Origin of the sequence: Bifidobacterium breve DSM 20213 = JCM 1192 (genome assembly GCF_001025175.1) — a bacterium.
Classification (GTDB): domain Bacteria; phylum Actinomycetota; class Actinomycetes; order Actinomycetales; family Bifidobacteriaceae; genus Bifidobacterium; species Bifidobacterium breve.
On record NZ_AP012324.1, the window covers coordinates 945,960 to 972,140 of the forward strand.

Here is a 26,181-nt window from a genome sequence, read left to right on the forward strand (position 1 = left end):
AAAGAGGTACATTCGTTCCTTTACAGAAAGCTATCTGCTTTCAAAGGGGTACCGGATATACGAAAACGCGAGTACAACCGTTGGAATTGCAATGATCGTACTCGTGTTATCAGGTCTCGGATATCTCTCTGAAAGCAGATAGCTTTCTGCAGAAAGGCGAATGTACCTCTTTCGAGGCGGATACCACTTGTTCTGCCGTATCGTGTGTATTGGGGAGGTCACACCAACCCGTTATCGTACGCAAAGACCACAGCCTGGACGCGGTCTCGGGCGTTGATTTTGGCCAGAATATGCGCCACATGGGTTTTGACCGTGGGCAAGGAGATGAAGAGCTTGTCCGCGATCTCCTGGTTGCTTAGACCATGGGCGATTTCCACCAGCACCTCACGTTCGCGATCTGTGAGCAGTTCCAGCTCGGGATCGGTATATGTGGGGTGTGCGGTGCCAATGCCGTTCGTCGAATCGGCACCCGTAGCTCCGACCGTTCCAGTAGTGTCGGCGACGCCGCAAGCATTGCCATTGAGACTTGCGTTCGAAACGCCGCCACTCAACGACCCATGCTGCGCATAGCCGTCTTGCATCATTTTCTCGATCAGGCGCTTGGTGGCTGAAGGCGCGATGATCGCATTGCCCTGGAACACGGTGCGAATCGAATTGAGCAGCGTCTCCGGTTCGGTGTCTTTGAGCAGAAAACCCGAAGCGCCGGCATTGATGGCGGCCATCACATATTCATCCAAATCGAATGTGGTCAGGATGATCACACGGGTCGGCTGCGTGCCATCCGTGCCGGCGGTCAGCGAAGTAATACGGCGGGTGGCTTCGATGCCATCCATGCCCGGCATGCGCACGTCCATCAACACCACATCGGGGTGCAGGGTCTCCGCCATCGTCACGGCCTCGGCGCCATCGGACGCCTGAGCGACCACTTCCATATCTTGCTGCGAGCCGATTACCATGGCGAAGCCGGCCCTCACCAGCTCCTGGTCGTCCGCAATGATCACGCGAATGCTTCTGCTCTCGTTCATGCTCTCCACTGTATCCGATTCCTATTCGAGTGCCGCTCCATGGACACCCTGATTGTTCCCTGAGTTCATGTTCGTGGACGAATCCGTCTGAGATGTGGATTCCACCTGCCTCATCTGGCTGGACAGAGGAGCAGCCGGTCGCAGTTGCATGTCGGGTTGTGCGCCTTCATGCATCTCGTCGCTGAATCCGGTTTCGCGCAGCACCGTCAGCAATTGCCGCATGTGCGCCAGAGCCGCACGCCCGCGTTCCCCGATGACCGTGAACGCGGCGATGATCTGCTCGCCATCGGGAGCCGGTTCGGAGTTCAGCATGGCCAGCCCATCATCGGCTTGCGTGATCACCGATTCCAACGTATTCAATACCTCGGCCTGCATGGCCGTGCCGATGCGATTGCGCTCCAGATTGGCGGCCAGCACCTTCTGCCGCTCCTGCTCGGCCTTGAGCGCCTCCTCGCGTTGCATGAGCACCAGCGCGTTCGAGCCGCGTGAACGGCTCCACCGGGCCATCGCAATGCACGCAAAGCCAAACAGCATCACCACGCCACCCGGTATCAGGCCGGAAAGCACCAGTAGCCAGCGGGACATCGCCGATTCGCCGTTGAGGGGCAGCAGCATCTGAATCAGCATGTCATATCCGTTCCAGCCGGACATTACCTTGATGCCGGCCAGCCACGAATCCGCGACCAGCGCCACACTGACCCATTTCCATGCCTGTTCCCGTCCATACAGTGCGGCGGCGTGTACGGACACCAATGCAAACATGTTGACGGTCAGGATGGATGGCAGAAACAGCAGCTGCACGGTGGACAGAATCGCCATGACCAGTGCGCTGCCCTCCGGGAACCGACGTCGGAAAGCCAGAGGGGCAAGCATGATGATGGTCAGTGTCATGTTCAGCACAGTGTTGGGCTGAACTGGGTCATTGCTGACCGTCATCATCTGCAGCTCGCTGCGCGTCGCGGAACTGAACATCGCGATCAGCGCCACGGTGATGAGAATATCCACCAGCAGATAATGCCGTTCGGTCCATTGTGCGAAGCGGGCCACCCAATTCGACTCACCGGTATCTCCCTGATCGAGCGGCTTGGGGCGTATCGAATCCAGGAGTTTCCGTAGTCGTGTGATGGTGGAGGACAAAGCGTCAGACGGTTCTATGGCGGTCTGTGCGATTTCGGGGGAGAGGGGAATCGTGGCCGCCACGATGAACCCGCCGTTCGGGCCAGGGCCGGCATAGACGCTGCCGCCCAACGATTCGATGCGCTCGTGCATGCCCATCAGCCCATAGCCGGGTGCGTGCCCGTCGGCGGCGGATGCCGCTCCCTGGCCGTTGTCGGACACGGTAATCGCAAGCCCGTCATCCGACCACACCTCATCGATGGAGGCCTTCGCGCCCTCGCCCGCATGCTTGCGCGTATTGGTCAGCGCCTCCTGTACCAAGCGGAACACGGCGGCATCCGCATCGGAGGTCAAACGATCCGGCCGTGACTTGCCGGTCACACGCCGGGATACGACCAGATGACCGTCGAACAGAGAATCGATGTCCGCATACCCGGCATCATCATCCGTGCCGAACACGCCGAACAGTCGCTGCATATCACGCTGCGCGCGTTCCGCTTCATGGCGAATCGTGCTCATCGTATGCTTGGCGACGGCCAGATCATGCGCGCCCGCATATCGGCCGCCATCCGACTGCACGATAATCGTCGACAGCGTATGGGCCACCACATCATGCATATCACGGGCAATGCGCGCGCGTTCGGCCAGCGCCGCGATATGTGTCTCCTCCGCTTCGCGGGCCACTATGGAAGCATTGCGTTCGCGCATGGCCGTGAGCGTGGCCTTGCGCGCACGCTGCCATAACGCCATGATGATAATGCTCAGCACGCTGATTTCCATGCACAGCGCCAGCACGCCCGTATCCCGCAGCATTTTGATTCCGCAGTTGGATACGCTCGGCTCGCTGATGAGACCGGGAGAGGCCGGGCATATGGGCATGGTCGCAGCGGTGGGCAGCCAGCTGATCCAGGCGGTCCAAGCATTGGAGGAACCGCTTTTGAACAGCGGGCCGACGTTCATTGACACCGCCCAGACCGCAGCCGCGGCCAATCCCATGGCAAAGGCGGTGATAATGAATCGCAAGGAATGCTTGGGATTGCCGTACACGAGCACCGAATACAGGATGATAAGCGTGTAGAAGTCGCCGTAGGTCATCGACGGGCCGAAGACGAGATGGGCGGCGGTCAGAGCCACGAACAACCAAGCGGCGATCTCCGGCTGGTATCGTCGCAGCATCAGCGGAACAAACGTCGGTAGCGACCAGAACAACAATGAATAATTGTTCGATACGAATAATAGTCCAGGAGTCGAAGAGGAACTGGTGGAACTGATGAGCGGGATGAGTCCGAATGTCAGTACTGCGGCGAGCAGGGTGTCCCATAGCAGGGTGTGACTCGGCTTCCGAGCGAACCATGCCCTCACGTGCGCGACCATTTCCATACGTCCCAAGGCTAGCGTGTCCGTTAACAAGCCGACATCACCCTTCAGACGGATTTGTGGGCTAGAGTTTGAGCCATGACATTGCTGAGCAAATACTATGTACCGGGCCTCGCCATCGAGGACCATTCCATTGACGTTCCTCTCGCTTGGTCCGGCCATGAGCCAGGCCAAGCATTCGACGGCGAAACCATCAAACTGTTCTACCGTGTGGTCACCACGCCCGAACACGTGCACGATGACCTGCCGCTGCTGATCTTCCTGCAGGGAGGTCCCGGCGGTGAGGGCCCGCGTCTGAACAGTCCCACCTCCGATGGCTGGATTGAAGAGGCCACCAAGCATTTTCGTGTGATTCTGCCCGACCAGCGTGGTGCTGGTCGTTCTTCGCGCGTGGACACGCACACCATGGCCCGTATTGCCGCCGCCCATGAAGGTGATGTCGCAGCCGGCGCTCGCGCCCAGGCCGATTACCTGAAGAAGTTCCTCGCCGATTCCATCGTGCGTGACTTCGAGCATCTGCGTTTGACCGAGTTCGGCGGGCGCAAGTGGGTGACAATGGGCCAAAGCTATGGCGGCTTCCTGACCCTGACCACGCTGTCCCTGTTCCCGGCCGGTGTGATCGCCAGCTTCACCACCGGCGGCATTCCGCACGTGCCCGCCTGCGCCACCGAGGTCTATGAGCACACCTTCCCGCGTGTGATTCGCAAGACCGCCCAGTTCTACGAGCGTTATCCGCAGGACAAGGAGCGTGTGGCGGCCATTGTGGAGAAGCTGCCGACCGCCGCGGAAGTCTCCGAGTTCGTGGGCAAGCTGACCGATTCCGTACTGAACCCGATGGCGGGAACCGAAGTCGAACATCGTCTCGGCGTGATCGCCGGCATGGCGGCCCACGGTTTCCCGATCATGCCCAACGGCGACCCGCTCACCGTGGAACGTCTGCAGTGCCTTGGCTCCGACTTCGGTAAGAAGCCGAGTTTCGAGCGAGTGCATTGGATCCTCGACAGCGCCTTCCTCGATGGCGACGGCTCCGTTTCCGCCGCATCGCCGTTGTCCGACGAATTCCTGACCAAGGTGATGAACGCCACCTCATCGCGTCCGCTGTACTGGCCGTTGCAGGAATTCATCTACGCCAACGGCGAGATGGACCAGCCGATTCGCTGGGCCGCCCAGCGTGTGCGCGACGGCAAGTCCGAGTTCGGTGCCGATGTGCGCCCGCTCAACTTCACCGGCGAGGCCATGTTCCCGTGGATGTTCGAGCAGGAGGCCGCGCTGCGCCCGTTCAAGCCCGCCATGGACCTGCTGATGGAAGACACGAGCTTCGGCGTGATCTATGACGAGGACCAGCTGGCACGCAACGAAGTGCCGCTGCAGGCCGGTGTCTACTTCGACGACATGTACGTCGACTCAGGCATGCAACTCGACACATTGAGCCGCGTGGGCAACAGCCATTATTGGACCACCAACGAGTTCGAGCACGACGGACTGCACGGTTCGGTGGTGTTCAAGCACCTCTACGACGAAGCCCTCAACCGAGGCGACCTCGAAGAACTGTTCTAACCTTTTTGGCTCCCCTCTTGGAGGGGAGCTGGCTCGCGGAGCGAGACTGAGGGGAGTATGTCAAGTGCGGAAAACATCCCTCAGTCAGCTCCGCTGACAGCCCCCTTAGAGAGAGGGGAGCCCAAGTACGGACGAAAGGAAATCTTATGACCCGGAATCTCACCATTGGATTCATCGGATACGGCAACATGGCTCAGGCCATCGCCCGAGGTCTTGTCGACGCGGGCGTGGTCACCGGCGGCCAGATGGTCGCTTGCGCCGCCCGCTATGACAAACTCGAGAAGACCACTGCCGAGCTCGGCGTGCGCCCGTTGCACAATCCGCTGGAAGTGGTGGTGGCCGCCGACGTGGTCATCATCGCCATCAAGCCTTATCAGATTGACGCCGTCGTTAAGCCGCTCGCCAGCGAACTCGCCAAGCCTGGCAAAATCGTCGTCTCCATTGCGGCCGGCTGGAATCTCAAGAAATATCAGGATCTGTTCACCACCGAAGACGGCGAATCCGTCGACTCTCCGGACATCCACATTCAATGCACGATTCCGAATACGCCGATGGCTGTGGGCGAGGGCGTGCTCGTCACCGAATCCGTCAACACCCTGACCGATGAGGAGACCGAGACCTTCGAGCAGGTGTTCGCGCCCATCAGCCTCATTGAGCGCGTGGATACCGCACACATGAACATCGCCATGGTGGTGGCCGGCTGCGCGCCCGCATTCACCGACATGTACATTGAGGCACTGGGTGATGCCGGTGTGCAGTACGGTCTGCAACGCGCCACCGCCTACCGCTTGGCGGCCAAGATGGTCGAGGGCGTCGGAGCGCTGTACATGGCCACCGAAACCCACCCTGGTGCCATGAAGGATGCTGTCTGCTCGCCTGGCGGCACCACTATCAAGGGCGTTGCCCAGCTCGAAAAAGACGGCTTCCGTGGCGCGGTCATTGACGCCGTCGACGCCATCGTCGGCTGACTGCACTCGGCAAAAAAATTGCCCCCGCCGGCGGGGGCTGTCGGCGGAAGCCGACTGGGGGTCTCCCGAATCACAGGACCACCCCCCCAGTCATGCTTCGCATGACAGCCCTCGCCAGCGGGAGCAGTATGAAGCAGACGAAACTACTCGATGATCACGTCTTCCGGCTTGATGTCGGAGGTGAAGCTCGGGGCGAGCTCGCTCTGGTAGACGTCCTTGAAGAAGCCGTTGGAGGTCAGGGTCTTGATCTCCTTGTTGGTCCATTCGAGCAGGCTCTTGTTGCCCTTCTTCACGGCCGGGGCGATGGTGGACTCGTCACCGATGGTCTTGATACCCACGGTGTAGCCCGGGTTGTCCTTGGCCCACGCGTACAGGTAGGTGTTGTCGTCGGCGAGGGCGGCCACACGGCCATCCTTGAAGGCCTGGAACTGCTGGGTCTTGGAATCGAACTTCCGCAGCTGAACATCCGGGTACTTCTCAGTGAAGAAGGCCTCGGCGGTCGTGCCCTTGGTCACGGCCAGCTGCTTGCCCTTGAGCTGATCGGCGCTGGTGATCTTGGCGCTGTCGGGGGAGACCACGCCGATGGACACCTTCATGTACGGATCGGCGAAGTCGACCACCTGCTTGCGCTCGTCGGTCACGGTGAAGTTGGCCAGCACCAGGTCGACCTTGTCGGACTTCAGCGAGTCCACACGGCCATCGGCGTTCACCTGCACCCAGTCGACTTTGACACCAAGGTCCTTACCGATCTGGTTGCCGAGCGCCACGTCATAGCCGGCGCGGGTGCCGTCGTTCTTCACATAGCCGTAGGGCGGCAGGTCGCCGAAGGTGGCGATACGAATCTTGCCGGTCTTCTTGATCTGCTCGACGGTCTGGCCCTGCTGAGAGGAGGAGCCGCCGGCAGCCGGATCCGGGCCATTGCCGCAAGCCGCGACGGAAATTAGCGTGACGCCGGCGAGCACACCGGCCAAAGCTTTCTTGACATTGAACATAATTCTTTCCCCTTTATCCTTTTCTTGTTGGTTATTGCAAATCTTGATGATTCGGCATGAACGGAGTACTCATGCCTCATCGCCGACCGGAGCCATGCTCTCTAGGAAGTTCCTGGCACGGTCGGTTTTGGGATTCGTGAAGAACTCGTCGCCGGGCTGACGTTCCAGGATCACGCCGTTCTCCAGGAACATCACCGTGTCGGCCACGCGCCGGGCGAACTCCATCTCATGGGTCACCACGATCATCGTCATATGGCGCTTGGCGAGACGAAGCATAAGCTCCAGCACCTCACGCACCATTTCCGGATCGAGTGATGCGGTGACTTCGTCGAACAGCATGAGCTCGGGGTTCATCGCAAGCGCACGCACAACGGCGATGCGCTGTTTCTGGCCTCCTGACAGTTCGCGCGGGTACGAGTTCTTGTATTCGGTGAGCTGCACGTCGGCCAGCAGCTGATCCATCTGCTTGGCGACCTCGGCCTTCGGGCGCTTCTGCACCTTGGTGGGGCCCAGTTCGATGTTCTTGGCCACGGTCAGATTCGGAAACAGATCGTAGCTCTGGAACACCATGCCGATTTCGGCACGCAGCTTGCGCCAGGTCTTCTCGCTGTTATTCGCGATCTTCTGGCCCTTGAACCAGATTTCACCGCCCTGAATGGTCTCCAAACCGTTCAGGCAACGAATCAGTGTGGACTTGCCGGAACCTGAGGGACCGAGCAGCACCAGCACCTGGCCGCGCTTGACGTCGAAACTGACATCCTTGAGCACTTCGTGATCGCCATAGGATTTGCGCAGATGACGGACGGACAGCAGCGGTTCGGAGTCGTTGGACACGGACACTTCTTCTGAATCAGCCATTGTTACGCTCCTTGGCTCGCTTCTCCAGGGCCTTGGCGATCATCGCCAGCGGCCAGCAAATGATGAAATACAGCAGGAAAATGAATCCGTACACCCAGAATGCGGCGTCCGGGTGGGTCATACGGTTGGCCTCCATGATCTGCTGGCCCACCGTGATCACGTCGATCACGCTGATGAGCAGCAGCAGGGACGTGGTCATGATGACGCGCGCCGCCAGATTGATGGTGGCCGGAACCATCAGGTTGATGGACTGGGGGATACGCACGTACCACAGCACCTGCAGTCCGTTCATGCCCAGCGCCTTGCCGGCATCGACCTGATGATCGGATACGGAAATCAACGAGCCTCGTACGATATCGCTGATTTCGGCCGCGACCCATAGGCCGAACGTCACGACTGCCACGGTCACGCCGTCGACCTGCACGCCAAGTTCGCGCGGCAGGATGTAATAGGTGAGGAACAGCAGTACCAGCGTGGGCACGATGCGGAAGAACTCGAGGTACAGCCTCAGCACCGCGCGCAGTACCGGATTGCGCAGGATACGCAGTGCGCCGAGGATGATGCCCAGGGGAATGCCCACCAGCAGGGCCAGTCCGGCCACCGTGATGGAGGTGCCGAGTCCGCCCAGCAGACGGGTGAAGTTGTCGCCGGTGAACAGCACGCTGGCGCCGGAGGCCTCAGTTATCGCCGAAAGTACCACGACGGACCCTCCTTTCCAGCAGTGTGAGGATGACGGACAACGGGATAAGAATGATTGCGTAGGCGATGACCAGCTCCAGCAGGTATTCGTCGCTGCGGTAGTACATGCCGATCAGGTCGCGTGCGGTGTTGGTCAGTTCCGGTACCGCGATAACGGTGAACACGGAGGTCTCCTTGACCATGAAAATCACGTTCGCGGCGACGGCCGGCACGCTGCGCGTGAGTCCCTGCGGCAGGGTCACGTGACGAATCATCTGCAAAGGCGAGAGTCCCAGCGCGCGTGCGGACTCGTTCTGCACCTGCGGAATACCGCTGAAGCCGCCTTGGAATGCGCCGGACATGTATGCGGAGCCCAGAATGGACATACCGACGACAGCGCAGATCTCGGCGCTCCATTTGATGCCGATGGACGGGAATCCGTAATACAGGAAGAACAATTGAATCAGCAAAGGGGTGTTGCGGAACAGCTCCTCGAATACGGTACTGATTTGGGCGAGCACAGGCACGCGGTATTCGCGCAGCAATGCCAGCACCAATCCCAGAAGGGTAGCCAGCACCACGCTGATTGCGGAAAGACGTAACGTCAAGACGAACGCCTTCCCGAACAGTGGAAGACTTGCTTGGATGACTTCCCAGTTCACAGCCGGCCCTCCTTCCGTATACGTAGTAATGCTTGTTGCATGGTCTCTCTCAATGGTTGCGGGCCGCATGTATGGGGTAAAACGTAGCGGCTCCGTGTGCTACCCCATAAGGATAACGGGTGGCGGGGGTGTATTTCGCCAAGAAAAGAACGTTCGACGAGTGCGGATAAAGGTATTGACTTGGAGGTCGGGGTGGTGTATTGCAAGAGCCGTTGCTCGAACTCGCAGCCGGCTGATGCGCAAAACCCAGTAGTCGCAACCGATGGCATGTGATTGATGAGCTTCGCAATATGCATTGATGATGTGCCGGCCGGGTTTTGCGTTATGAACGCCGTTTATACCCTGCTATCGGATACTCCGAAATGGGGATGTTCATATTGTGCGAGTCGAGCATTTCGCGGTTCCCGTGCGCTTGTCGCTTGGCTCTTTAGACTTAAAGGCATGTCTCTTACTATCGGAATCGTCGGACTGCCCAACGTCGGCAAGTCCACCATGTTCAACGCACTGACCCGCAACAACGTGCTGGCCGAAAACTATCCGTTCGCCACCATCGAGCCGAACACCGGTATCGTGCCACTGCCGGACGATCGTCTGCCGGTGCTGGCCAAGCTGGTTCACACCGAGAAGGTCGTGCCTGCCACGGTGACCTTCGTGGATATCGCCGGCATCGTCAAGGGCGCCTCCGAAGGCGAAGGCTTGGGCAACAAGTTCCTGGCCAACATCCGCGAGGCCGACGCGATCTGCGAAGTCGTGCGTGCTTTTGAAGACGATGACATTGTGCATGTCAACGGCAAGGTGGATCCGGCCGAAGACATCGACACCATCAACACCGAGCTGATTCTCGCCGATCTGCAGACCATCGAGAACGCGCTGCCCAAGCTGGAGAAAGATCTGCGCGGCAAGAAGATCGAGCCGGCTTACATGGACGCCGTCAAGCAGGCCAAGACCATTCTTGAGGCTGGCGAGACGCTCGACAAGGCTGCGCGTGAAGGTCGTTTCGACAAGGATTCCGTCTACGACCTGCACCTGATGACCGCCAAGCCGTTCATCTACGTGTTCAATGTGGACGATAACGAGCTGGCCAACAAGGACCTTCAGACCAAACTTGCCGCCTCCGTGGCCCCGGCCCCGGCCGTGTTTCTCAACGCCCAGTTCGAGGCGGACCTGACCGAGCTCGACGAGGCGGACGCCCGCGAAATGCTGGCCGACGCTGGCTTGAGCGAGTCCGGTCTCGACCAACTGGCCCGCGTGGGCTTCGACATCCTCGGACTGCAGACCTTCCTGACTGCAGGCGTCAAGGAGGTGCGTGCTTGGCAGATCCACAAGGGCTGGACCGCCCCGCAGGCCGCCGGCGTGATTCACACCGACTTCGAAAAGGGCTTCATCAAGGCTGACATCGTCTCCTACGACGATTTCGTGGCCGCCGACGGCTCCATGGCCAAGATCAAGGAGGAAGGCAAGCTCCGTCAGGAGGGCCGCGACTACGTCATGGCCGACGGAGATATTGTGGAGTTCAAGTTCTCCCCAACGTCTAAGAAGTGACCGTTTGGTAGTGCTGAAAATCTGGGAATTCTAGGGTGTGTTTACATTATCTAGGTTTTGTGTGATATCTGGCGTACACACACGATAATTATCACACAAAACCTAGATAGTGTAAACACACCCTAAATACCCGGTGATATGTAAAACACCGTCAGCGCCCGTGCGCAAAATGGTGTCCTGTCATTTGATAGGAATAAAAATTTTAACTTCATTATCTGGATCATCAAAGGATAGAATTTCATGCTCATAAACTTCAAAATCTTCCCTGTCATCCAGTTCTTCCCTTGTGGTCTGCAACCATGTTCCGAAGATATACTGATATGTTTTATATAAGTTTCCAAGTGTGCCCCGGTGGGTGAAAACAGCGTATCTTCCTGCACGCAGCGTCTTTTTTGCCAGTTCCAGCGGCAGGCAATCAAAATCCTTCACCGGACCGCCGATCATGACGGAATATAACGCGTCGCCGTCTTTTGTATAAGCCGTCTTCTGCGTTTCACAGATGCCATATCCCGCAGATGTGGTGAAAAAATCTTTGTTAAGACCATGGAACTGTTCCCACAGTCCGGGCAGCTGATTGTCGGACAGGGAAGTAGTCCCCCGAAGCCCAGCTACTTCTGTCTCACCTAGCAGGATGATCTTGGGAGCGTGTGAAATATGATTGGCAATATGGCACACATCTTCCGGCGCCAGTTCTTTTTTTGCTTTTATCACCAAATCAAGTCCGGCTTTCCGGTAAGCTACAGGACTGTATCCAAAAACAGCTTTAAAGGCCCTGCTGAACGCCTCTGACGATTCATAACCACAGTCAAGTGCAATATCAATGACCTTCTGGTCGGAATGAATCAGTTTTTCGGACGCATTGTAAAGCCTCCGACGGTTGATATAGTGTCCCACGGATTCACCTAAAACAGAAGAAAACAGGCGGGTCATGTAGTAGTAGGAGTAGCCGGTTTCTCTTGATACTTCATTCAGACCGATATATTCATTTAGATGTGCTTCGATATAGGTAATGGCCCTTTCTAAAGGGGGATATCGTTTCAAACAGGCACCTCCATCCGTTTTTACTATTACTTTTTATATCTGTTATAAAATTCTCTTAATGCTTCTTTTCTTTCGTTTGGCAATAAAGTTTTTTTTATGCCTAAGATTGCACCCTCTAATGCGTAGAGTTTATTGATACACGCTGTTTTATCAATTTGCTGTATTTTCAGCCATGCTTGTTCTGCTCCTATGGATTTCAAATCGTCTTCATCTAAAATACCAACTTGTTTTAATTGATTAGCTACAGCGTTTCCTATGTTAGGTAATTCCGATAAATTCTTCATATTGCCTCCCAGATGTTCACAGTTTTCCTATCCACATTATATCAGTTCTATTTAAACCAAACAATGCCCCCAGGAATGGAAGAGTTTCGGATATCTGAAGCCACCTGGTGCATGGTAACAGCAGATCCATGCTGCCATGTGACTTCCGATAATATGTTCCGGTATCTGCATTTAGAAGTTCTGCCATCATCAGGCCTTTTTTATGCAGAGCTGCCGGATATCGAGGTATACCCTATAGAAGGCGGGGGCATGGAGACGCCGATTCAGGAGGCATGGTTTGCCGTCAGGCCTTCGGATGAAAAAACCGCAAAAAGTATCATGAATGGTTTGCGCTCCTTTGATACGCTAATCCAGCGTAAATGATGAAAAAACCAAAGGAGAAAAAGAGATGGACAAGACTATTAAAACAGTGAGGGGAAACCCTCTTGCAGCCGAACCTCTCGGCAGGCTGCTCATAAAATTTGCAATCCCATCTGTCTTATCCATGCTGGTGGATGCACTTTACAACATCGTAGACCAGATATTCATTGGGCGTGGGGTGGGATATCTTGGCATTGCTGCAACCACGGTTACTTTTCCTTTCGTCACGATTCTTTTATCCATCGCCACCCTGCTGGGGATTGGCGGCAGTGTCTATACGTCCATGAACTTAGGGGCAGGAAAAGAAGCAGAAGCCGAAAAAACCCTTGGAACGGTATTCACTCTGTCTGTTGCCATAGGTATTCTTTTTACCGTTATATGCCTTACTTTCCTGAAACCGCTGGCACTAGCTTTTGGGGCTACGAAGGGGGCGCAGGGCTCATTGTCCTATGTGTTGGATTATGTCCCCATCATTTTACTTGGTGCACCCTTTAGTATGGCAGCTATTGCCCTGTCCAGTATGGCCAGAGCGTGTGGCAGCCCCATCCTGGCTATGGGATGCTTCCTGGTCGGAGCGGTAATCAACCTGGTTTTGGATCCAATCTATATATTTGTTTTTAACTGGGGAGTGAAAGGTGCAGCAATCGCTACCGTAACCTCGCAGATCATGTCCGCGGTCATACTGTTGGTTTACTTTTTAAAGAAAGGGCATATCCGGTTAAGAAGAAAAAATATCTGCCCTACATTACCCATCTGCGGTCAGATATTTGCGTTTGGGCTTCCATCCTGCATGATTCAGGTGGCGGTAACAATTCTGCAGATTGAACTGAACAAAGCGGTGGTGAGCTGTGAAATGGCAGGCGTTGGCAGCGAAGCGGCACTTAGCAGTCTTGGGATTGTGCTTCGGATCAGTTCTGTAGTGGTTGCTATCTGTGTGGGGATTGCACTTGGGATGCAGCCCATCATCGGATTTAACAAAGGCGCTGGTTTCGAACACCGGGTCAAAGAAACCTATAAAAAGGCGGTTGGCGCAGCTACGGTGGTTTCTGTGATTGGCTGGCTTATCTGTGAGTTATTCCCGGCGGAGATTCTGCAGATTTTTGGGATGAATGAGCCAGCATCTATGGCATTTGGTATCAAGTGTATGCGCATTTCCCTGTTCGGACTGGCGTTTACTGGATTTCAGGTGGTGTCAGCCCAGTATTATCTGGCAGCCGGACAGGCAGTGAAAGCGATGCTGCTTTCCATCCTCCGGCCACTTCTGCTGATGGTACCGCTCATCCATATTTTCTCGGGTATCTGGGGAATGGACGGGATTCTGTACGCAGGTCCCACCGCAGACATCCTTACGGCTCTGATTGCAGCAGGTTTGGTTGGATATGACAGCAGGAAAAAGAGAAAAGGAGTGTGATCAGATGGCAGACATTATGGTGTATGGGCTTACCCAGAATAACTTGAAACACGTTACATTCAGAATCCCGAAGGAAAAAATCACAGTATTTACCGGGGTGTCCGGGTCCGGGAAATCCAGTATTGTCTTTGACACGATTGCAGCGGAATCCCAGCGGCAGATGAACTTAACCTACCCGGCATTTGTACGGTCCAGGCTTCCCAAATACCCCAGACCGGCAGTGGAGCGCATTGACAATCTGACACCGTCCGTTGTGGTGGACCAGTCCTCCTTAGGGGGAAATGCACGCTCCACAGTAGGGACCATCAGCGGACTGTATGCCAGCCTGCGGCTGTTGTTTTCCAGGATTGGGCAGCCCTTTGTGGGAACTGCGTCCTATTTCTCTTTTAATGACCCCAACGGGATGTGCAAGACCTGTTCCGGTCTCGGAAAAGTTACAAAAGTGGATATGGAAGCAGTCCTGGACCGGAATAAATCCTGGAACCAGGGCTGTGTGAAGGATTCCCTGTACCGTCCGGGATCCTGGTATTGGAAGCAGTATGCTGAGTCAGGGCTGTTCGACCTTGATAAACCCATCCGGGATTACACAAAAGAAGAATACAACCTTCTTGTCTATGGTGCCCGTGATGGTAAGGGAGAGCCGGAGAACCCGAAAGTAACTGGACTGTACCATAAGTATACGAAGGCCCTCTTAAACCGGGATATCAGCAGCAAAAGCAGACACACCAAAGAGAAGTCAAAAAAGCTGATTACGGAAATAGAATGTAGTGACTGTCATGGAAGAAGGCTGAATGAGGCGGCTTTGAACTGTAGAATAAACGGGTATTCTATTGCAGACATGTGCGAGATGGAGCTGACTCTCCTGCGGGAAGTCCTGACACAGATCACGGACCAGACAGTGGGTCTGCTGGTTCATACCATCCTGGAGGGATTGGACCGGATGATCGAGATTGGACTCCCTTATCTGCATCTGAACCGGGAAACACCCTCCCTGTCCGGCGGGGAGGCCCAGAGGCTGAAGCTGGTCCGGTATATGGGAAGCAGTCTGACCGGGATGACCTATATCTTTGACGAACCCAGTGCCGGGATGCATCCACGGGATGTCTACCGTATGAATCATCTTCTCAAGAAGCTTCGGGATAAAGGAAATACAGTCCTTGTGGTGGAACACGATAAAGACGTAATCTCCATCGCAGACCATGTCATTGACGTGGGGCCTGCGGCAGGACAAAACGGCGGTGAAATCGTGTTTGAGGGAAGCTATCCGGAACTACTTAGGACAGATACCCTGACGGGAAAATCCATGCAAAAGTTGTTCCCCATAAAACAGACGCCACGTAAAGCCACAGGCAGCCTGCCGGTAAGGGATGCCTGCCTTCATAACCTAAAGCATGTGGATGTGGATATCCCTCTGGGGGTCATGACGGTGGTGACTGGTGTGGCTGGTTCGGGAAAGAGTACCCTCATTTCCCAGGTATTTGCGAGAGCGTATGAGAATGAAGTGGTGATGGTGGACCAGGGGCCGATTACAGCTACCAGCCGCTCTACACCAGCTTCCTACCTGGGCTTCTTTGATGAGATACGAAAACTTCTGGCACGGGAGAACAATCAGCCGGAAAGCCTGTTCAGTTTTAATTCCGCCGGAGCCTGCCCAATCTGCGGCGGCAAAGGTGTTCTCGTTACGGAACTTGCCTTTATGGACCCGATTGTTACAGAATGCGAGGCATGCGGCGGTGTGCGGTATAACAGGGAGGCCCTTGCCTGTACCTACAAGGGGAGGAATATTGTCCAATTGCTGGGGCTTACCGCTTCCCAGGCACTGGAATTATTTGAGGATACCAGGATCAGGAAACGCCTGAGCGTAATGCAGCAGGTGGGATTATCCTATCTGACGCTGGGGCAGCCCCTTAGTACCCTGTCCGGGGGAGAGCGGCAGCGGATTAAGCTGGCAAAGAACCTGGGGAAGAGCGGTAGCATCATTGTCATGGATGAGCCGACCACAGGCCTTCACAGGTCCGATGTAGATAATCTGTTGAAGCTGTTTGATGGGATTGTATCCAGCGGAAATACGCTGGTAGTGATTGAGCATAACCTGGACGTGATGAAGCAGGCGGACTGGATTATTGACATCGGCCCCGATGGAGGGAAGAACGGGGGAGAAGTGGTATTTACAGGGACACCGGAGGAGATGCTTCAAAATGCAAAGACACTGACAGCGGACTGTCTGCGTGCATCCAGTATTTCATAGGCGAATTCCTGTTTTCCCTGCTCCTGATTAGAAAATTAAGGGTTATAGGTCAAAATGTGTGTCCGGCGCTCGAGTCGTTCGTCGGTCATCGCGTTGGCCGCGAGCCCCTCGTCGAGGAACGCGAACGGCTGGCCCTCCCGGATGCGCCTGGGATCATGCGCCGCGCCTTGACGAGCCTTTGGTGCATGCCGTTCACGCTGCCGTCGGCGTATTCGCTCTTCTCGTCGAGGAACGAGGCAAAGTCCTGCTCCCACCGGCTGTAGGAGACGAGCCACGCCGTGGCGGAGTCCCGGTCCTTGACGCGTGCCGGGCGGCGGCAATCGCGCGCAGCCGTCTGCCGGCCTCCAGGCGGGGCCGCCTGCCGGTCAGTTCGAGGATGTTGGCCTGCACGTGGTGTGTACTGCTTCAATATTTGTTGGGCGGGTTCGGCAGTGTTTTTCCGCAGTGTGGGCTGATGGTTTTCCCGGTGTCGTCATCGTTTCCCGGTGATGTGAGAGGCATCGGTGCCGCCGCCTGTATATTCCCGAGTTGCGATTCGAATTGGATTCGGCCGCATGCCTTTCAAAGACACAAACGTGGTAATTCATGAAACGAATTCTGGTGCTCGTGAATGAGTGATCCGAGCTCATTAGATTCTGTATTCGGTGACGGCTTATTCCCAATGCAATGGATGATGTATGCCGTCGTCGTAGTGATGATGTTCAGAAAGAAAGTTTTTTTCCGTGGCTTCCCCTCGGCGAGGGAAGTTATCGCTGAAGGCGACTGAGGAAAGCGATGAAAGAGAGGTCCGAGCAGTGTTGGCTGCCTGGGCCTTTCCACGTAGTATGGGCCTCGTTGAGATGTTTGCGTCCACCTTTCTTCATTTAGGCTTCCGCGTTCTCGTCGACTCCTGTGACGAGAACATTCCTCAATGATTTCGATACCTGTATTTTCAGCGGGCGTTTTCCGGTCTGTACGACCAGCCCCGCGGCCAAGAGCTCTTCCACGTATTTCCTTGCGCTCTGTTTGGACAGTCCGATGTGATGGGCCACTTCGTCCAACGACATGGATTTGGACGAGTCGAACAGCTCTTCCTGAATCACGCCATAGAGCACCGAGACGGCATTGCGCGATAGGCCATGCCTCTTTTCAGGCTGTGTACAGAGTATCCGACCTTTGTCGAGCTGATCGACCTTGATACTGAGTTCGTCAATCAGCTCATCCTGGGCTTGTTGGATGAATCCGAGGATGGTGTTCACGAAGAGCGTGAGTTCGCCGCAGTTCAGCTTGTCTTCCGCTTCCATGAATGCTTTGTAGTAGGCGTTCTTGTTCTCCGCGATGGTGCGGGACAGGGATAGCACGGTGGGCATAGTCAGGTCATGGTTCAGGTACAGGGCCAGGAGATACCGGCCGGTTCTGCCGTTGCCGTCGTAGAACGGGTGGACGTATTCGAACAGGAAGTGCGACATGATGGCCGACTGCAGCCGGGGAATCTCGTCGGAGGTCGCGAGATGGATCATGTCGGTGAGGAGCGCGCCGATGTTGCCTTCGCCTTTGACTCCGTTATGGATCGCGAGGCCGTGCGGCCCCTGTATTTCCACATCGCCTTTCCGGAACAGGTCGCCGTCCGGCTGATTGCTCTCATCGATTTCGTCGAGCACGACCTTGTCATAGATGTCGCGGATGTCGGCGATGCCTGTCGGCAACGCGGAGTCCTTGTCCGTGAGGTTCAGGTACAGCTTGGCAAATTCGCTGAACCGCGCCTTGGAGTCGTCGCCGTCCCGCCTTGCCTTGTCGGCCGCGCCCACGGCGTCCTGGGTTTCCTTGCGGGTGCTGCGCACGCCTTCCATCTCGTTGGTGGCGAACAGTTCCTCACTGATGGAATGCCGTATGTAGTCCCAGCGCATGACGCCGGGAATCAGGTTCCATAGCCGTGATATGCGCCTTTCGGCGAGAAGTATATTTTCCATGAGCAGGGTCGTCTCGCGCGGCGTGGCGGAGAACAGTTCGCCCAATGGCGTGATGACCCCGGTCCTGAATGTGGAATCTGCCTCAAGCCGCTGCCGTGCGAGTGCCGCATGGTTATTGAAGGAATCGACTGACCTGTCGGCATGGAACAGCCTTGCCAAACTTCTATACTTCATATCCATGAGAGACTCACTTCCCAAAGAGCATCCTTGATTATAGAAAGTATAAGATAGAGAAGGAAATGAGTCAATAAACAACTATAAAATCATGGATAATACAAAAATATAGTTGTGCGCATGACTGCATGTGAGTGACATATGGTAGTGCCCGAAATGCGTGTCAGTAGTGAAATACTTCATGATCTGTTGTTCTTTCTGAATATGTGATGGTATGCAATGGGTTTTGCCGCGGTGCATTGCGTTGCGACGATGCCAAGAACGCATACTCGTATAGGTACGTTTATGGGGCATGGTGCGAACGGGTCGGCTCGATATCACCGGCAATGATTCAGCTATGCGTCAATGAGAGGTGTACTGGTCAGATGGCGTGTTCGTTCACGCCGTCGCTGCTGAATGCGATGTGTTGATCATGGTTCGCGCACCATAAGGTCTTACGTCCGAATCCGTCAAATCACGCGGTGTGTGAAATGCCCGTTGTATATAAAAAGTCCGGTGCAACGCACGATGATAATGCGCTGCACCGGACCTACTGCAGAAACAATTGTTACAGACTGTAGATCTGTGCGCCGAACGGCCAGAGCGCAAGCTTGGCCATTTTGAACGACTGGATGCCGAACGGAATGCCGATGATGGTGATGCAGTTGAGCGCGCCTGCACCCAGATAGCCGAGTGCCATCCACCAGCCGACCAGCACCACCCAGAGGATATTGACCAGCGTGGAGCCAACGCCGCCACCGTATTGCACGGTTTTGCCGAACGGTGTCAAGGTAAGGCCCGCCATTTTGAACGCCTGAACTCCTAGTGGAATACCGATAATGGTGATGCACAGAAACAGTCCGATCAGTGTCCAGCTGATGGCGATTGCCAGTCCGCCCAGAATGATCCACAGAATATTGCCGATGACCCTCATCGTAAGTTCCTCACGTTTGCCGGCATTGCGCCGGATACCGAATCGAATGCTGGATTCCATTCTATTAGGCGAACGCGGGCGATATGTGGGGAATCGGTGACGGGACCCCTGAGCATCCCCTGAATCGTCCCTGAGCCGCATGCTCAGGCGCCTACTCGGGTGAGCATTCTCACATTCGGCTGATTTCTAGCGAAAAACCCTTGTGCGGGCGGGCTGTGGACTATAGCATCACGACACATGACCACTACACCGCAGCCTTCTCAGGCATTTCAGTCCACTGCCACCAAACCCGCCACCAACCGCGAGCTGCCCCTGCCGCAGTCCGACCGAGACCCCGCGCACCTGCAGGGCCATTGGCTTCTGGCCCGCATCGGTAAGCACGTGCTGCGCCCCGGCGGCAAGAAACTCACCGAACGCATGCTCGCCAACGCGGACATCGCCGGCAAGGATGTCGTCGAATTCGCCCCGGGACTGGGCCTGACCACTAGGGCGATTCTCGAGCGCGACCCCAAGAGCTACCGTGGCGTGGACCGCGATCCGCAGGTCGTGGACATCATCTCCAAACTCACCAGTGAGAAGGCCACGATTCCGGCAAGCTGCGTGCAGCGCGACGCCGCCGACACCGGTCTGGAATCCAACAGCGCCGACGTGGTGATCGGCGAAGCCATGCTTACCATGCAGACCGAGCGTGGCAAGCAGGCGATTATCGGCGAGGCCTTCCGACTACTGCGCGCCGGCGGCACCTACTCGATTCACGAACTCGGCCTGCAGCCGGACAACCTGGACGAATCCGTCAAGGATGAGGTGCGCAAGGCCCTGGCTCGCAGCATCAAGGTGAACGCGCGCCCGCTCACCGAGCAGGAATGGCGCGAGCTGCTGGAAGCCGAAGGCTTCGAGGTGCTGTGGAGAGGCAAGGAGCCGATGGCCTTGCTGGACATGAAGCGCAATATCGCCGATGAAGGTATCGGCGGTGTGCTGCGCATCCTGCGCAACGTTCTGGGCAACAAGGACATCCGCGCCCGCGTGCTCAACATGAAGCACACCTTCGACAAGTACAGCAACGAACTTACCGGTATCGCGTTCGTGGTACGCAAGCCCGAAGCGTAACAGCGGTGTGCCGGCCCACGATGGCCGGATAATGGAAAACGACCAAAAGCGATGACGCGTATGTGAGGTACGCGCGACGAATAGGAGAACATCATGGCCGATGAGAACGAGCAGCAGACCGCATGCAAGGCAGGACGCGACGAGCAGCATTGCAAGTGCAAGCAGCGTAGGGAAGCCGCCGCGGCAGCCGAGGCGGCTGCCGCCAACGGCGAACACCACTGCGCCTGCAAGCACGAGCACGCCGAGGGCGCGGCCGCGGAGCCGGGCGCGAAGAAGGAGTGCCACTGCAAGCATGGCGAAGTCGCGGCCGCTGAAGCGGGTGAGGCCAAGCACTGCGCCTGCAAGCACGACGCCCACGACGCCGAAGGCCACGCCATTTCGACCGAGCCGCATCTTGGATTCATCGAAGACTTGGCCTCGTTGATCGATATTCAGGAGGAGGCCACTGTCTCCCGTACGGTGCTGCGCGAGGACGGCCTGCGCGCCGTGCTGTTCGGCTTCGACAAGGACCAGGCACTGAGCGAGCACACCGCGGCCATGCCCGTGATCATCCAGGTGCTGGAAGGCAAGCTGCGCGTCGGCGGCGAAGGCCGTGAAGTCGAGCTTACGGCCGGCGGCATCGTCTACCTGAGCGCCCGTCTGCCGCACACCGTCTATGCCGTCGAACCCAGCAAGATGCTGCTGCAGATGTTCGACAACCGCGGTTGATTCGGTGAATGACTGGCAATCACGTATGAGAAGCTGATTGCCGTTAGACCATTCATGATGGCTTCCTTCATATGGTGTTGGTCGTATGACCGTAATATGAAGGAAGCCATTTCTTAGACGTTGGGGAGAGCTTGAATTCGACGCCATCATCATACGGCCTCAAGGGTGCATAAACGATGTCACAAGTAGACGCACGCCCGCCAGCCATCCCAAACGTCACAGCAAACCTAGAACCCGCATGAGCTGACGGCCGATATTCGCCATGGCTGCATCATCAACCACGCCGACTTGGTATCCCAGCAGTTTGCGGTCGACGGTGACGATCTTGTCCGTCATCACGTAACTCACTTTGTTCAGGCCGTTCTCCGGACTTGGTTCCAATCGGACCCGCGTGTCGATGTCGGAGGAATCGTATGAGGTCAGCAGACAAGTGATGACGGAATCGAACCGATCGACGGCATCGCTCTGCACGATGACAACCGGCCGTGGCTTGCTGGCGTAGCCATCGGCCTGCAACGTCCAAATCTCACCTCGTTTCATCGGACATCCTCAAGGCGAGACGACTGGCATACTCAGTAGCGTCCCGCTCGGACGCAAACGGCTCCACGTCATTTCGTGGCAAACGCACCTCATAGGGGAACCCACGGTAATCATTGAACGCGCTGATGAACATACGCAGGGCATCGGCCGGGGTGGTACCCAGCTGTCGGGTCGTCTCCTTAAACAACGCAGCCTGCTCGTCATCAACTCGCGTGGCAATCTGCATGCTCATAGCCACTCCTTATTGCTATTTGCTATCTTTTTGCACCAAATTGTATCAAATACTTGACTTCAGAGTGAAGCCCCCGCGTTCCAAGGCCCTTGTCTATACTGTAGACAGTTGTTCTTCATATGTGAATCGCCCGATATGACTTTGGAGCGGGCTTGTGATTGGAGGGGCCGGATATGACGAGTTACGTGCTGCGGCTCTATGATGATCCGCTGCTCCGGTTCGATGCGTCGTATGGCGAGGGCCTGCTGGCGGGCAAGATCGAGGCGCATGTCCGCTGGTTCGATGAGTCGAAGCGCGCGTTGCTGCCGTTTCCGTTGGCTCCGGAGCCGGATAATGCGAAGCTGACGACGTGGCTGGAGCGGCGCACGATTCCGAAGAATCGTGAGTTCGCCACGCAGGTTCTTGCGCAGGCGGGGTTGAGCATTGCGGATACGCTGGGCATCATCGACCTGTGCAAGGGGCTGTCGGTCAACGATTCGTTCTGGGCGGAACGCGACGGTGAGAACCTCAAGTTCGCGGATATCAACCTGTATGACAATCCGTTGGACGAGACGCTCGCCATCGTGGCCTACACGGGGTATACGTCGAGCGAGAAGCATGCGATCGGCCTGTCGAGCGAGTGGACGACGGACGGCCAGTTCCCGAAGGCGTGGCGGCATACGGAACGTGGGCTGGAACTGTGGAAGGCGGGTTCCGAATGGTATGCGAACGCCGGTTTGGAACCGTATTCCGAGTATCTCGCCTCGCAGCTGGCGCGCAGGCTCGGTGTGAATGCGGTCGACTACCGCATCGCCCGTTGGAAGGGCAAGCTCGCGTCGGTGTGCGGTTCGATGAACTCAAAGGACGTGTCGTTCGTGCCGTTCTATGCGGCGACGCAGCTGGCGTCGTTCCCGGAGAGCCTCGCCGCCGCACGCGCCGTGTCCGAGGAATCGTTCGAGGCGATGCGCACGATGCTAGTGTTCGACGCGCTCATCGTCAATCAGGACCGTCACGCCAACAACCACGGGTTCCTGCGCGACAACCGTACCGGCCGGATTCTGGGTCCGGCGCCGTTGTTCGACCATAACATGTCGCTGTTCAAGAACGACATGCGCGCCGACTGGGAGGGCGGCGCGTGGATTCCGCAGGTACTGTCCGAACGTCAGCCGGCAAATTCTCGTATGACGTTCCGCGACCAGTGCGCGGCCATCATGGGCAGCGCGCAGCATGAGATGTTGCGCAAAACGTTGGACGTCACCTTGGAGAACGACCCGGCTTACCCGCTGGAGCCGGGCCGCATCGAGGCGTTGAACGACTACCTGCACGCGGCCGCACGATCCCTGCTCGAACTGCCGGTGGTCGACGAGTCGAAGCTGTCCGACCAGCTCGATGCGTTGCAGCCGTCAATCGAACACGCTCCTGTCATCCTCAACGAACGACTGTTGCGATAGGCCAAACCGGTCGAGTTCGCCAATAAAAAGGACCTTCCGGGTTGCGCACTGTGAGGAGGCGTGGAAGGCTGCTATTGACTTGAATCCTATTATGCAACCGTGACTGCGTGCCTGTTCATGTTCCAGTCCAGTTGTGTGATGGACAAGTGCGGTATGAAGGCCGTTTCCGAATCAAAGTCCGATTGCTTCGCTCATCGGCGCATATCATATCTGGGACGTCTGGCAGGTCCACACCCACCTCGACGGGTACGGCAAAGCACGCCGATGTCGCCGATCGGCGAGATCGTCAATGGCAGGCGGCGCATCACCACCCCATGGCATGGCGGCTCGGCATGGCGGCTCGGCAAGGCGCTCGACACCACGCCCGAGTTCTGGGCGAACCTTCAGGCCGACCACGATCTGCTGACCTTCGACCCCAGCACCTTGGACGACATCCGCCCGCTCGTGCAGGCCTGACGCCGGGGCGATTGATCCAATGACCACCATCGTCGTATGTGCGATTACAGTGGTCATTTTCATATCTACGGTACGGGGATGACGTGAACGGCCAACATCACCATGATTGATGGCGGCCGTTTGCATATCCGCACATGGCTTTGATGTCTCAGCTGTCCAGAGCGAAGGTGATGGAATCCCGTCCTAGAACCGCCGCGTTACGTGCGCGACTGGCGGCAGCATCGCGGTGGCCAGGGCGAACGTCACCGCCAGGACCGCGCCCGCCGGGTAGACGCTGTACGCCCAGCCGTATGCGATCTGTCCGAGGGGCTGGGCGCACATGCTCGCGGAGAGCGCGAGCGACATCACCTTGCCGGTCATGTTCTCGGGGCAGCCCATCTGGATCGCCGGCACGGCGATGAGGTTCGCGAGGGTGATGGCGATCATGGTTCCGCAGGTGCTCGCCGTGAGCACCGCGAGTCGCATCACTCCACCTGCGGGAATCGTCATGACAAGCGCTTGGGGCAGGATGGTGAGCGAGAAGGCGGCGATCGCCATCGGGAATCGCCGCATGGACAGCGACCTCGCGACCCGTCCACCGACGAGCGCGCCGAGCAGTCCGGATGCTCCCACGAGACCATATGCAAGGCCGTACGCCGTGGAGCCGAACCCCAGTACGGTCCGCACCATGTAGGGGAAGCCGACCTCCGCATACCCCGTCACCAGGAAGTTGAGCGCGGCGCAGATCAACACCAGATGCAGCACATGAGGACGTTCGCGGGTGAGGAAACGTCCGGCCGCGCGCAGGTCGTCGACCGCGGTGACGCGGCCGGCGTCGCCGCGGTCGGGAGCGCCGAGCCGGATGAAACACTCCACGACGGCGGCCGCACCGAACCCCACGATCGTGAGGCCCATCATGGGCATCGCACCAACCGCCGCGTACAGCACGCCGCCGAGCACGGCGGGAACGAGCGTGCTCGTCTGGTTCACTACGTTCACCACGGCCATCGCGCGACGCATCACATCCTCGCCATGGGAGCGGAACATCTGCGGCAGCGCCGCCTGCACCGTAGGCGTCTCCATCGCGTCAAGCACGGCGAGCACCACCTGCATCACGGCTATCGCCGCCAGATTGAAACCGGCGGCCGAAAAGATCGCCACGCAGACGAGCACCGTCACGGCGGAAAGCGCGTCAAGCGCCACCATGACGGTCCGACGGTTCGTACGATCCGCCATCACGCCGCCAAGGGGCGAGAGCAGAATCGTGGGCAGGATGCTCGCAGTAAGAATGGAGGCGAACGCCGCCGCCGAGCCGGTCTTGTCAAGCACCCACATGGACATGGCAAACCGCAGCATAAGGTTGGCGAAGAGCGATATTCCGAGACCCGCGACGAGCAGGCGGAAGTCGCGTGTGCGAAGAGGATCAGCGGCTTGGCTTCTTTGTGGTTGGGTCGTGCATTCGTATGCGTTCGTCATCGTGGATTCCTTTCTTGTGATTGGCCACGGCCATTTATACAAACCGACCGTCGGTCTGTTATGGTGATAACAATACGCCCAAGGAAAAGGGCGCGGAAGCGCTTCGACATCTGTGGCATCAGGATGTGCAAGATGCGGCGCACCCGGGCGCGTCTCCTATGCGGACGCCGTATCCTCTTCCGGCGTCAGGGCCGTGAGCTCTTCGGTCGTCCGCAGGATGAGCGTCTCGTCGAACACTGGCGCGCCGATGGCGTCGAGCATCGTGGCGAGGCAGCGGATGCGGTGTTCCATGCCGGCATGATCGGCGGGGTAGAAGCAGGGCATGAGCCAGTAGTTGCCGAGGAGCGAGAGCAGTTGCGCCGCCTCCTCGGGGTATGCCGTGGGAATGGAGCCGTCCTGCACGCCCATATCGATGAGCGAGCGGAAGGACTCCGGCAGTCTCGTCGACCAGAAGCGCATGTTCGCCGTAAAGAACGCAGGATCCTTGAGCAGCGCCAGCTGGGAACGGACCAAGTCCAGATGATCGGGGGCGTCCACAGCGGAAACGATGAGCGCGCGCAGCTTCTCAAGCGCACTCATGTCCTTGCGCTCGATGAGTTTGTCGAGAAGACGCGCGGTTACGGCCCACTCGTCGGCGTTCAGCCGGTCGAGAATCGCCTCCTTCGATTTGAAGTGGTGGTAGAGCCCGCCCTTGGACAGTCCCAGGTCGTTCAGGATGTCCTGGATGGACGTCTTCTCGTAGCCCTTTTCAGCGAAGAGCCTGCGGGCGGAATCGAGGATTCGTCGTTCGGTGTCTCCGGAATGCATATCGTGCGCCATGCGGATGGCCTGCCTTTCGTTCATGTCCCCGTCAAGCATACAGACCGTCGGTCGGTCTGTCAAATGATCGAGGAAGTCACCCCTGCGATGCGATTGAATATCCGCGGCAAGGCGGGACGAAGAAGACCGGTAAGACGCCGAGTTCAAGTTCAACGTCTCCAAGTAAGTGTTTCTCTGGCTCCCCTCTTCGAGGGGAGCTGTCGCTACAAGCGACTGGGGGAGCGGTACGGATAAGGCCTGAGAAGTCGTCTTCTCAGGCCTTTGTCATGACATTGTTCT

General features: G+C 57.2%; 24 protein-coding genes and 1 pseudogene. 10 read left to right on the forward strand and 15 right to left on the reverse strand.

Translation table 11 applies throughout. The features are described 5' to 3' along the window. Window positions 1-218: 218 nt before the first annotated feature. Together BBBR_RS03945 and BBBR_RS03950 are read right to left on the reverse strand one after the other, a co-directional pair. A complete protein-coding gene (locus BBBR_RS03945) occupies window positions 219-1,025 on the reverse strand; it encodes a response regulator (protein ID WP_003829060.1) in 807 nt (268 codons plus the stop codon). A 21-nt stretch (window positions 1,026-1,046) separates the two neighbouring features. Next, window positions 1,047-3,515: a sensor histidine kinase gene (locus BBBR_RS03950; RefSeq protein WP_047928211.1), complete on the reverse strand. Its 2,469-nt coding sequence runs from the start codon at window positions 3,513-3,515 to the stop codon at window positions 1,047-1,049. A gap of 81 nt (window positions 3,516-3,596) precedes the next feature. Here BBBR_RS03950 and BBBR_RS03955 point away from each other — a divergent pair, with 81 nt between their 5' ends. Together BBBR_RS03955 and proC are read left to right on the forward strand one after the other, a co-directional pair. Next, window positions 3,597-5,075, forward strand: a complete 1,479-nt coding sequence (locus BBBR_RS03955; protein WP_014483852.1) for an alpha/beta fold hydrolase — start codon at window positions 3,597-3,599, stop codon at window positions 5,073-5,075. Window positions 5,076-5,221: 146 nt separating this feature from the next. Further along, on the forward strand, window positions 5,222-6,043 hold the full coding sequence (proC, locus tag BBBR_RS03960; protein ID WP_003829067.1) for a pyrroline-5-carboxylate reductase: 822 nt from the start codon (window positions 5,222-5,224) through the stop codon (window positions 6,041-6,043). Window positions 6,044-6,186: 143 nt separating this feature from the next. On the opposite strand, the gene BBBR_RS03965 is transcribed toward proC, so the two are convergent. The 4 genes from BBBR_RS03965 to BBBR_RS03980 all read right to left on the reverse strand — a co-directional run bounded on the left by BBBR_RS03965 (window position 6,187) and on the right by BBBR_RS03980 (window position 9,179). After that, on the reverse strand, window positions 6,187-7,035 hold the full coding sequence (locus BBBR_RS03965; RefSeq protein WP_003829071.1) for a transporter substrate-binding domain-containing protein: 849 nt from the start codon (window positions 7,033-7,035) through the stop codon (window positions 6,187-6,189). 69 nt (window positions 7,036-7,104) lie between these two features. Then, the gene (locus BBBR_RS03970) at window positions 7,105-7,893 is read right to left on the reverse strand and encodes an amino acid ABC transporter ATP-binding protein (protein ID WP_003829073.1); all 789 of its coding nucleotides are present in this window, start codon (window positions 7,891-7,893) and stop codon (window positions 7,105-7,107) included. Next, complete coding sequence (locus tag BBBR_RS03975) at window positions 7,886-8,593, reverse strand: amino acid ABC transporter permease (RefSeq protein ID WP_003829075.1); 708 nt, start codon at window positions 8,591-8,593, stop codon at window positions 7,886-7,888. The genes BBBR_RS03970 and BBBR_RS03975 overlap by 8 nt, the downstream gene beginning before the upstream one ends. Further along, window positions 8,571-9,179, reverse strand: coding sequence for an amino acid ABC transporter permease (locus BBBR_RS03980; protein ID WP_229058298.1), 609 nt, complete (start codon window positions 9,177-9,179; stop codon window positions 8,571-8,573). The genes BBBR_RS03975 and BBBR_RS03980 overlap by 23 nt, the downstream gene beginning before the upstream one ends. A gap of 495 nt (window positions 9,180-9,674) precedes the next feature. Between BBBR_RS03980 and ychF the strand changes: the two genes are divergently transcribed. After that, window positions 9,675-10,775: a redox-regulated ATPase YchF gene (ychF, locus tag BBBR_RS03985; protein WP_003829080.1), complete on the forward strand. Its 1,101-nt coding sequence runs from the start codon at window positions 9,675-9,677 to the stop codon at window positions 10,773-10,775. Window positions 10,776-10,955: 180 nt separating this feature from the next. On the opposite strand, the gene BBBR_RS03990 is transcribed toward ychF, so the two are convergent. Then, a complete protein-coding gene (locus BBBR_RS03990) occupies window positions 10,956-11,816 on the reverse strand; it encodes an AraC family transcriptional regulator (RefSeq protein WP_003833466.1) in 861 nt (286 codons plus the stop codon). A 26-nt stretch (window positions 11,817-11,842) separates the two neighbouring features. After that, on the reverse strand, window positions 11,843-12,100 hold the full coding sequence (locus BBBR_RS10245; protein ID WP_048349503.1) for a TfoX/Sxy family protein: 258 nt from the start codon (window positions 12,098-12,100) through the stop codon (window positions 11,843-11,845). A 75-nt stretch (window positions 12,101-12,175) separates the two neighbouring features. On the opposite strand from BBBR_RS10245, the gene BBBR_RS03995 reads away from it, so the two are divergent. Genes BBBR_RS03995 through BBBR_RS04005 form a run of 3 tightly spaced genes read left to right on the forward strand, consistent with a single transcriptional unit; the run spans window position 12,176 to window position 16,119 of the window. Then, entirely contained in the window at window positions 12,176-12,463 is a 288-nt protein-coding gene (locus tag BBBR_RS03995; RefSeq protein ID WP_225851421.1) for a hypothetical protein, read from the forward strand. A 25-nt stretch (window positions 12,464-12,488) separates the two neighbouring features. Continuing rightward, the gene (locus tag BBBR_RS04000) at window positions 12,489-13,871 is read left to right on the forward strand and encodes an MATE family efflux transporter (RefSeq protein WP_003829089.1); all 1,383 of its coding nucleotides are present in this window, start codon (window positions 12,489-12,491) and stop codon (window positions 13,869-13,871) included. A 4-nt stretch (window positions 13,872-13,875) separates the two neighbouring features. After that, window positions 13,876-16,119 carry an ATP-binding cassette domain-containing protein gene (locus BBBR_RS04005; RefSeq protein ID WP_003829091.1) on the forward strand — a complete coding sequence of 748 codons (2,244 nt, stop codon included), beginning with the start codon at window positions 13,876-13,878 and terminating at the stop codon, window positions 16,117-16,119. 95 nt (window positions 16,120-16,214) lie between these two features. On the opposite strand, the pseudogene BBBR_RS10250 reads toward BBBR_RS04005, so the two are convergent. From BBBR_RS10250 to BBBR_RS04015, 3 genes and pseudogenes are all read right to left on the reverse strand, one after another. Further along, window positions 16,215-16,512 (reverse strand): annotated as a pseudogene (locus tag BBBR_RS10250) (IS256 family transposase); the annotation flags it as partial. Window positions 16,513-16,982: 470 nt separating this feature from the next. Continuing rightward, window positions 16,983-18,248 (reverse strand): Fic family protein, encoded by a 1,266-nt coding sequence (locus BBBR_RS04010; protein ID WP_053001023.1) that lies wholly within the window; start codon window positions 18,246-18,248, stop codon window positions 16,983-16,985. A 541-nt stretch (window positions 18,249-18,789) separates the two neighbouring features. Continuing rightward, entirely contained in the window at window positions 18,790-19,155 is a 366-nt protein-coding gene (locus BBBR_RS04015) for a YccF domain-containing protein (protein WP_032738175.1), read from the reverse strand. A 237-nt stretch (window positions 19,156-19,392) separates the two neighbouring features. Between BBBR_RS04015 and BBBR_RS04020 the strand changes: the two genes are divergently transcribed. Beyond that, window positions 19,393-20,262, forward strand: coding sequence for a class I SAM-dependent methyltransferase (locus BBBR_RS04020; protein WP_003829104.1), 870 nt, complete (start codon window positions 19,393-19,395; stop codon window positions 20,260-20,262). 93 nt (window positions 20,263-20,355) lie between these two features. Then, window positions 20,356-20,970 carry a cupin domain-containing protein gene (locus tag BBBR_RS10260; RefSeq protein WP_003829107.1) on the forward strand — a complete coding sequence of 205 codons (615 nt, stop codon included), beginning with the start codon at window positions 20,356-20,358 and terminating at the stop codon, window positions 20,968-20,970. Between the two features lie 216 nt (window positions 20,971-21,186). Here the strand turns inward: BBBR_RS10260 and BBBR_RS04030 are convergent, their stop codons facing one another. Next, complete coding sequence (locus BBBR_RS04030; protein ID WP_003829109.1) at window positions 21,187-21,510, reverse strand: type II toxin-antitoxin system PemK/MazF family toxin; 324 nt, start codon at window positions 21,508-21,510, stop codon at window positions 21,187-21,189. Further along, entirely contained in the window at window positions 21,497-21,742 is a 246-nt protein-coding gene (locus BBBR_RS04035) for a type II toxin-antitoxin system RelB/DinJ family antitoxin (RefSeq protein WP_003829112.1), read from the reverse strand. Before BBBR_RS04035 ends, BBBR_RS04030 begins: the two co-directional genes overlap by 14 nt. A gap of 173 nt (window positions 21,743-21,915) precedes the next feature. Between BBBR_RS04035 and BBBR_RS04040 the strand changes: the two genes are divergently transcribed. Together BBBR_RS04040 and BBBR_RS04045 are read left to right on the forward strand one after the other, a co-directional pair. Then, window positions 21,916-23,172: a HipA family kinase gene (locus tag BBBR_RS04040; protein ID WP_003829116.1), complete on the forward strand. Its 1,257-nt coding sequence runs from the start codon at window positions 21,916-21,918 to the stop codon at window positions 23,170-23,172. A gap of 264 nt (window positions 23,173-23,436) precedes the next feature. After that, a complete protein-coding gene (locus BBBR_RS04045) occupies window positions 23,437-23,628 on the forward strand; it encodes a helix-turn-helix transcriptional regulator (RefSeq protein WP_003829118.1) in 192 nt (63 codons plus the stop codon). Window positions 23,629-23,811: 183 nt separating this feature from the next. Here the strand turns inward: BBBR_RS04045 and BBBR_RS04050 are convergent, their stop codons facing one another. Next, a complete protein-coding gene (locus BBBR_RS04050; protein WP_003829121.1) occupies window positions 23,812-25,083 on the reverse strand; it encodes an MFS transporter in 1,272 nt (423 codons plus the stop codon). Between the two features lie 156 nt (window positions 25,084-25,239). Beyond that, window positions 25,240-25,902, reverse strand: coding sequence for a TetR/AcrR family transcriptional regulator (locus tag BBBR_RS04055; RefSeq protein WP_025262926.1), 663 nt, complete (start codon window positions 25,900-25,902; stop codon window positions 25,240-25,242). Between the last annotated feature and the right edge of the window lie 279 nt (window positions 25,903-26,181).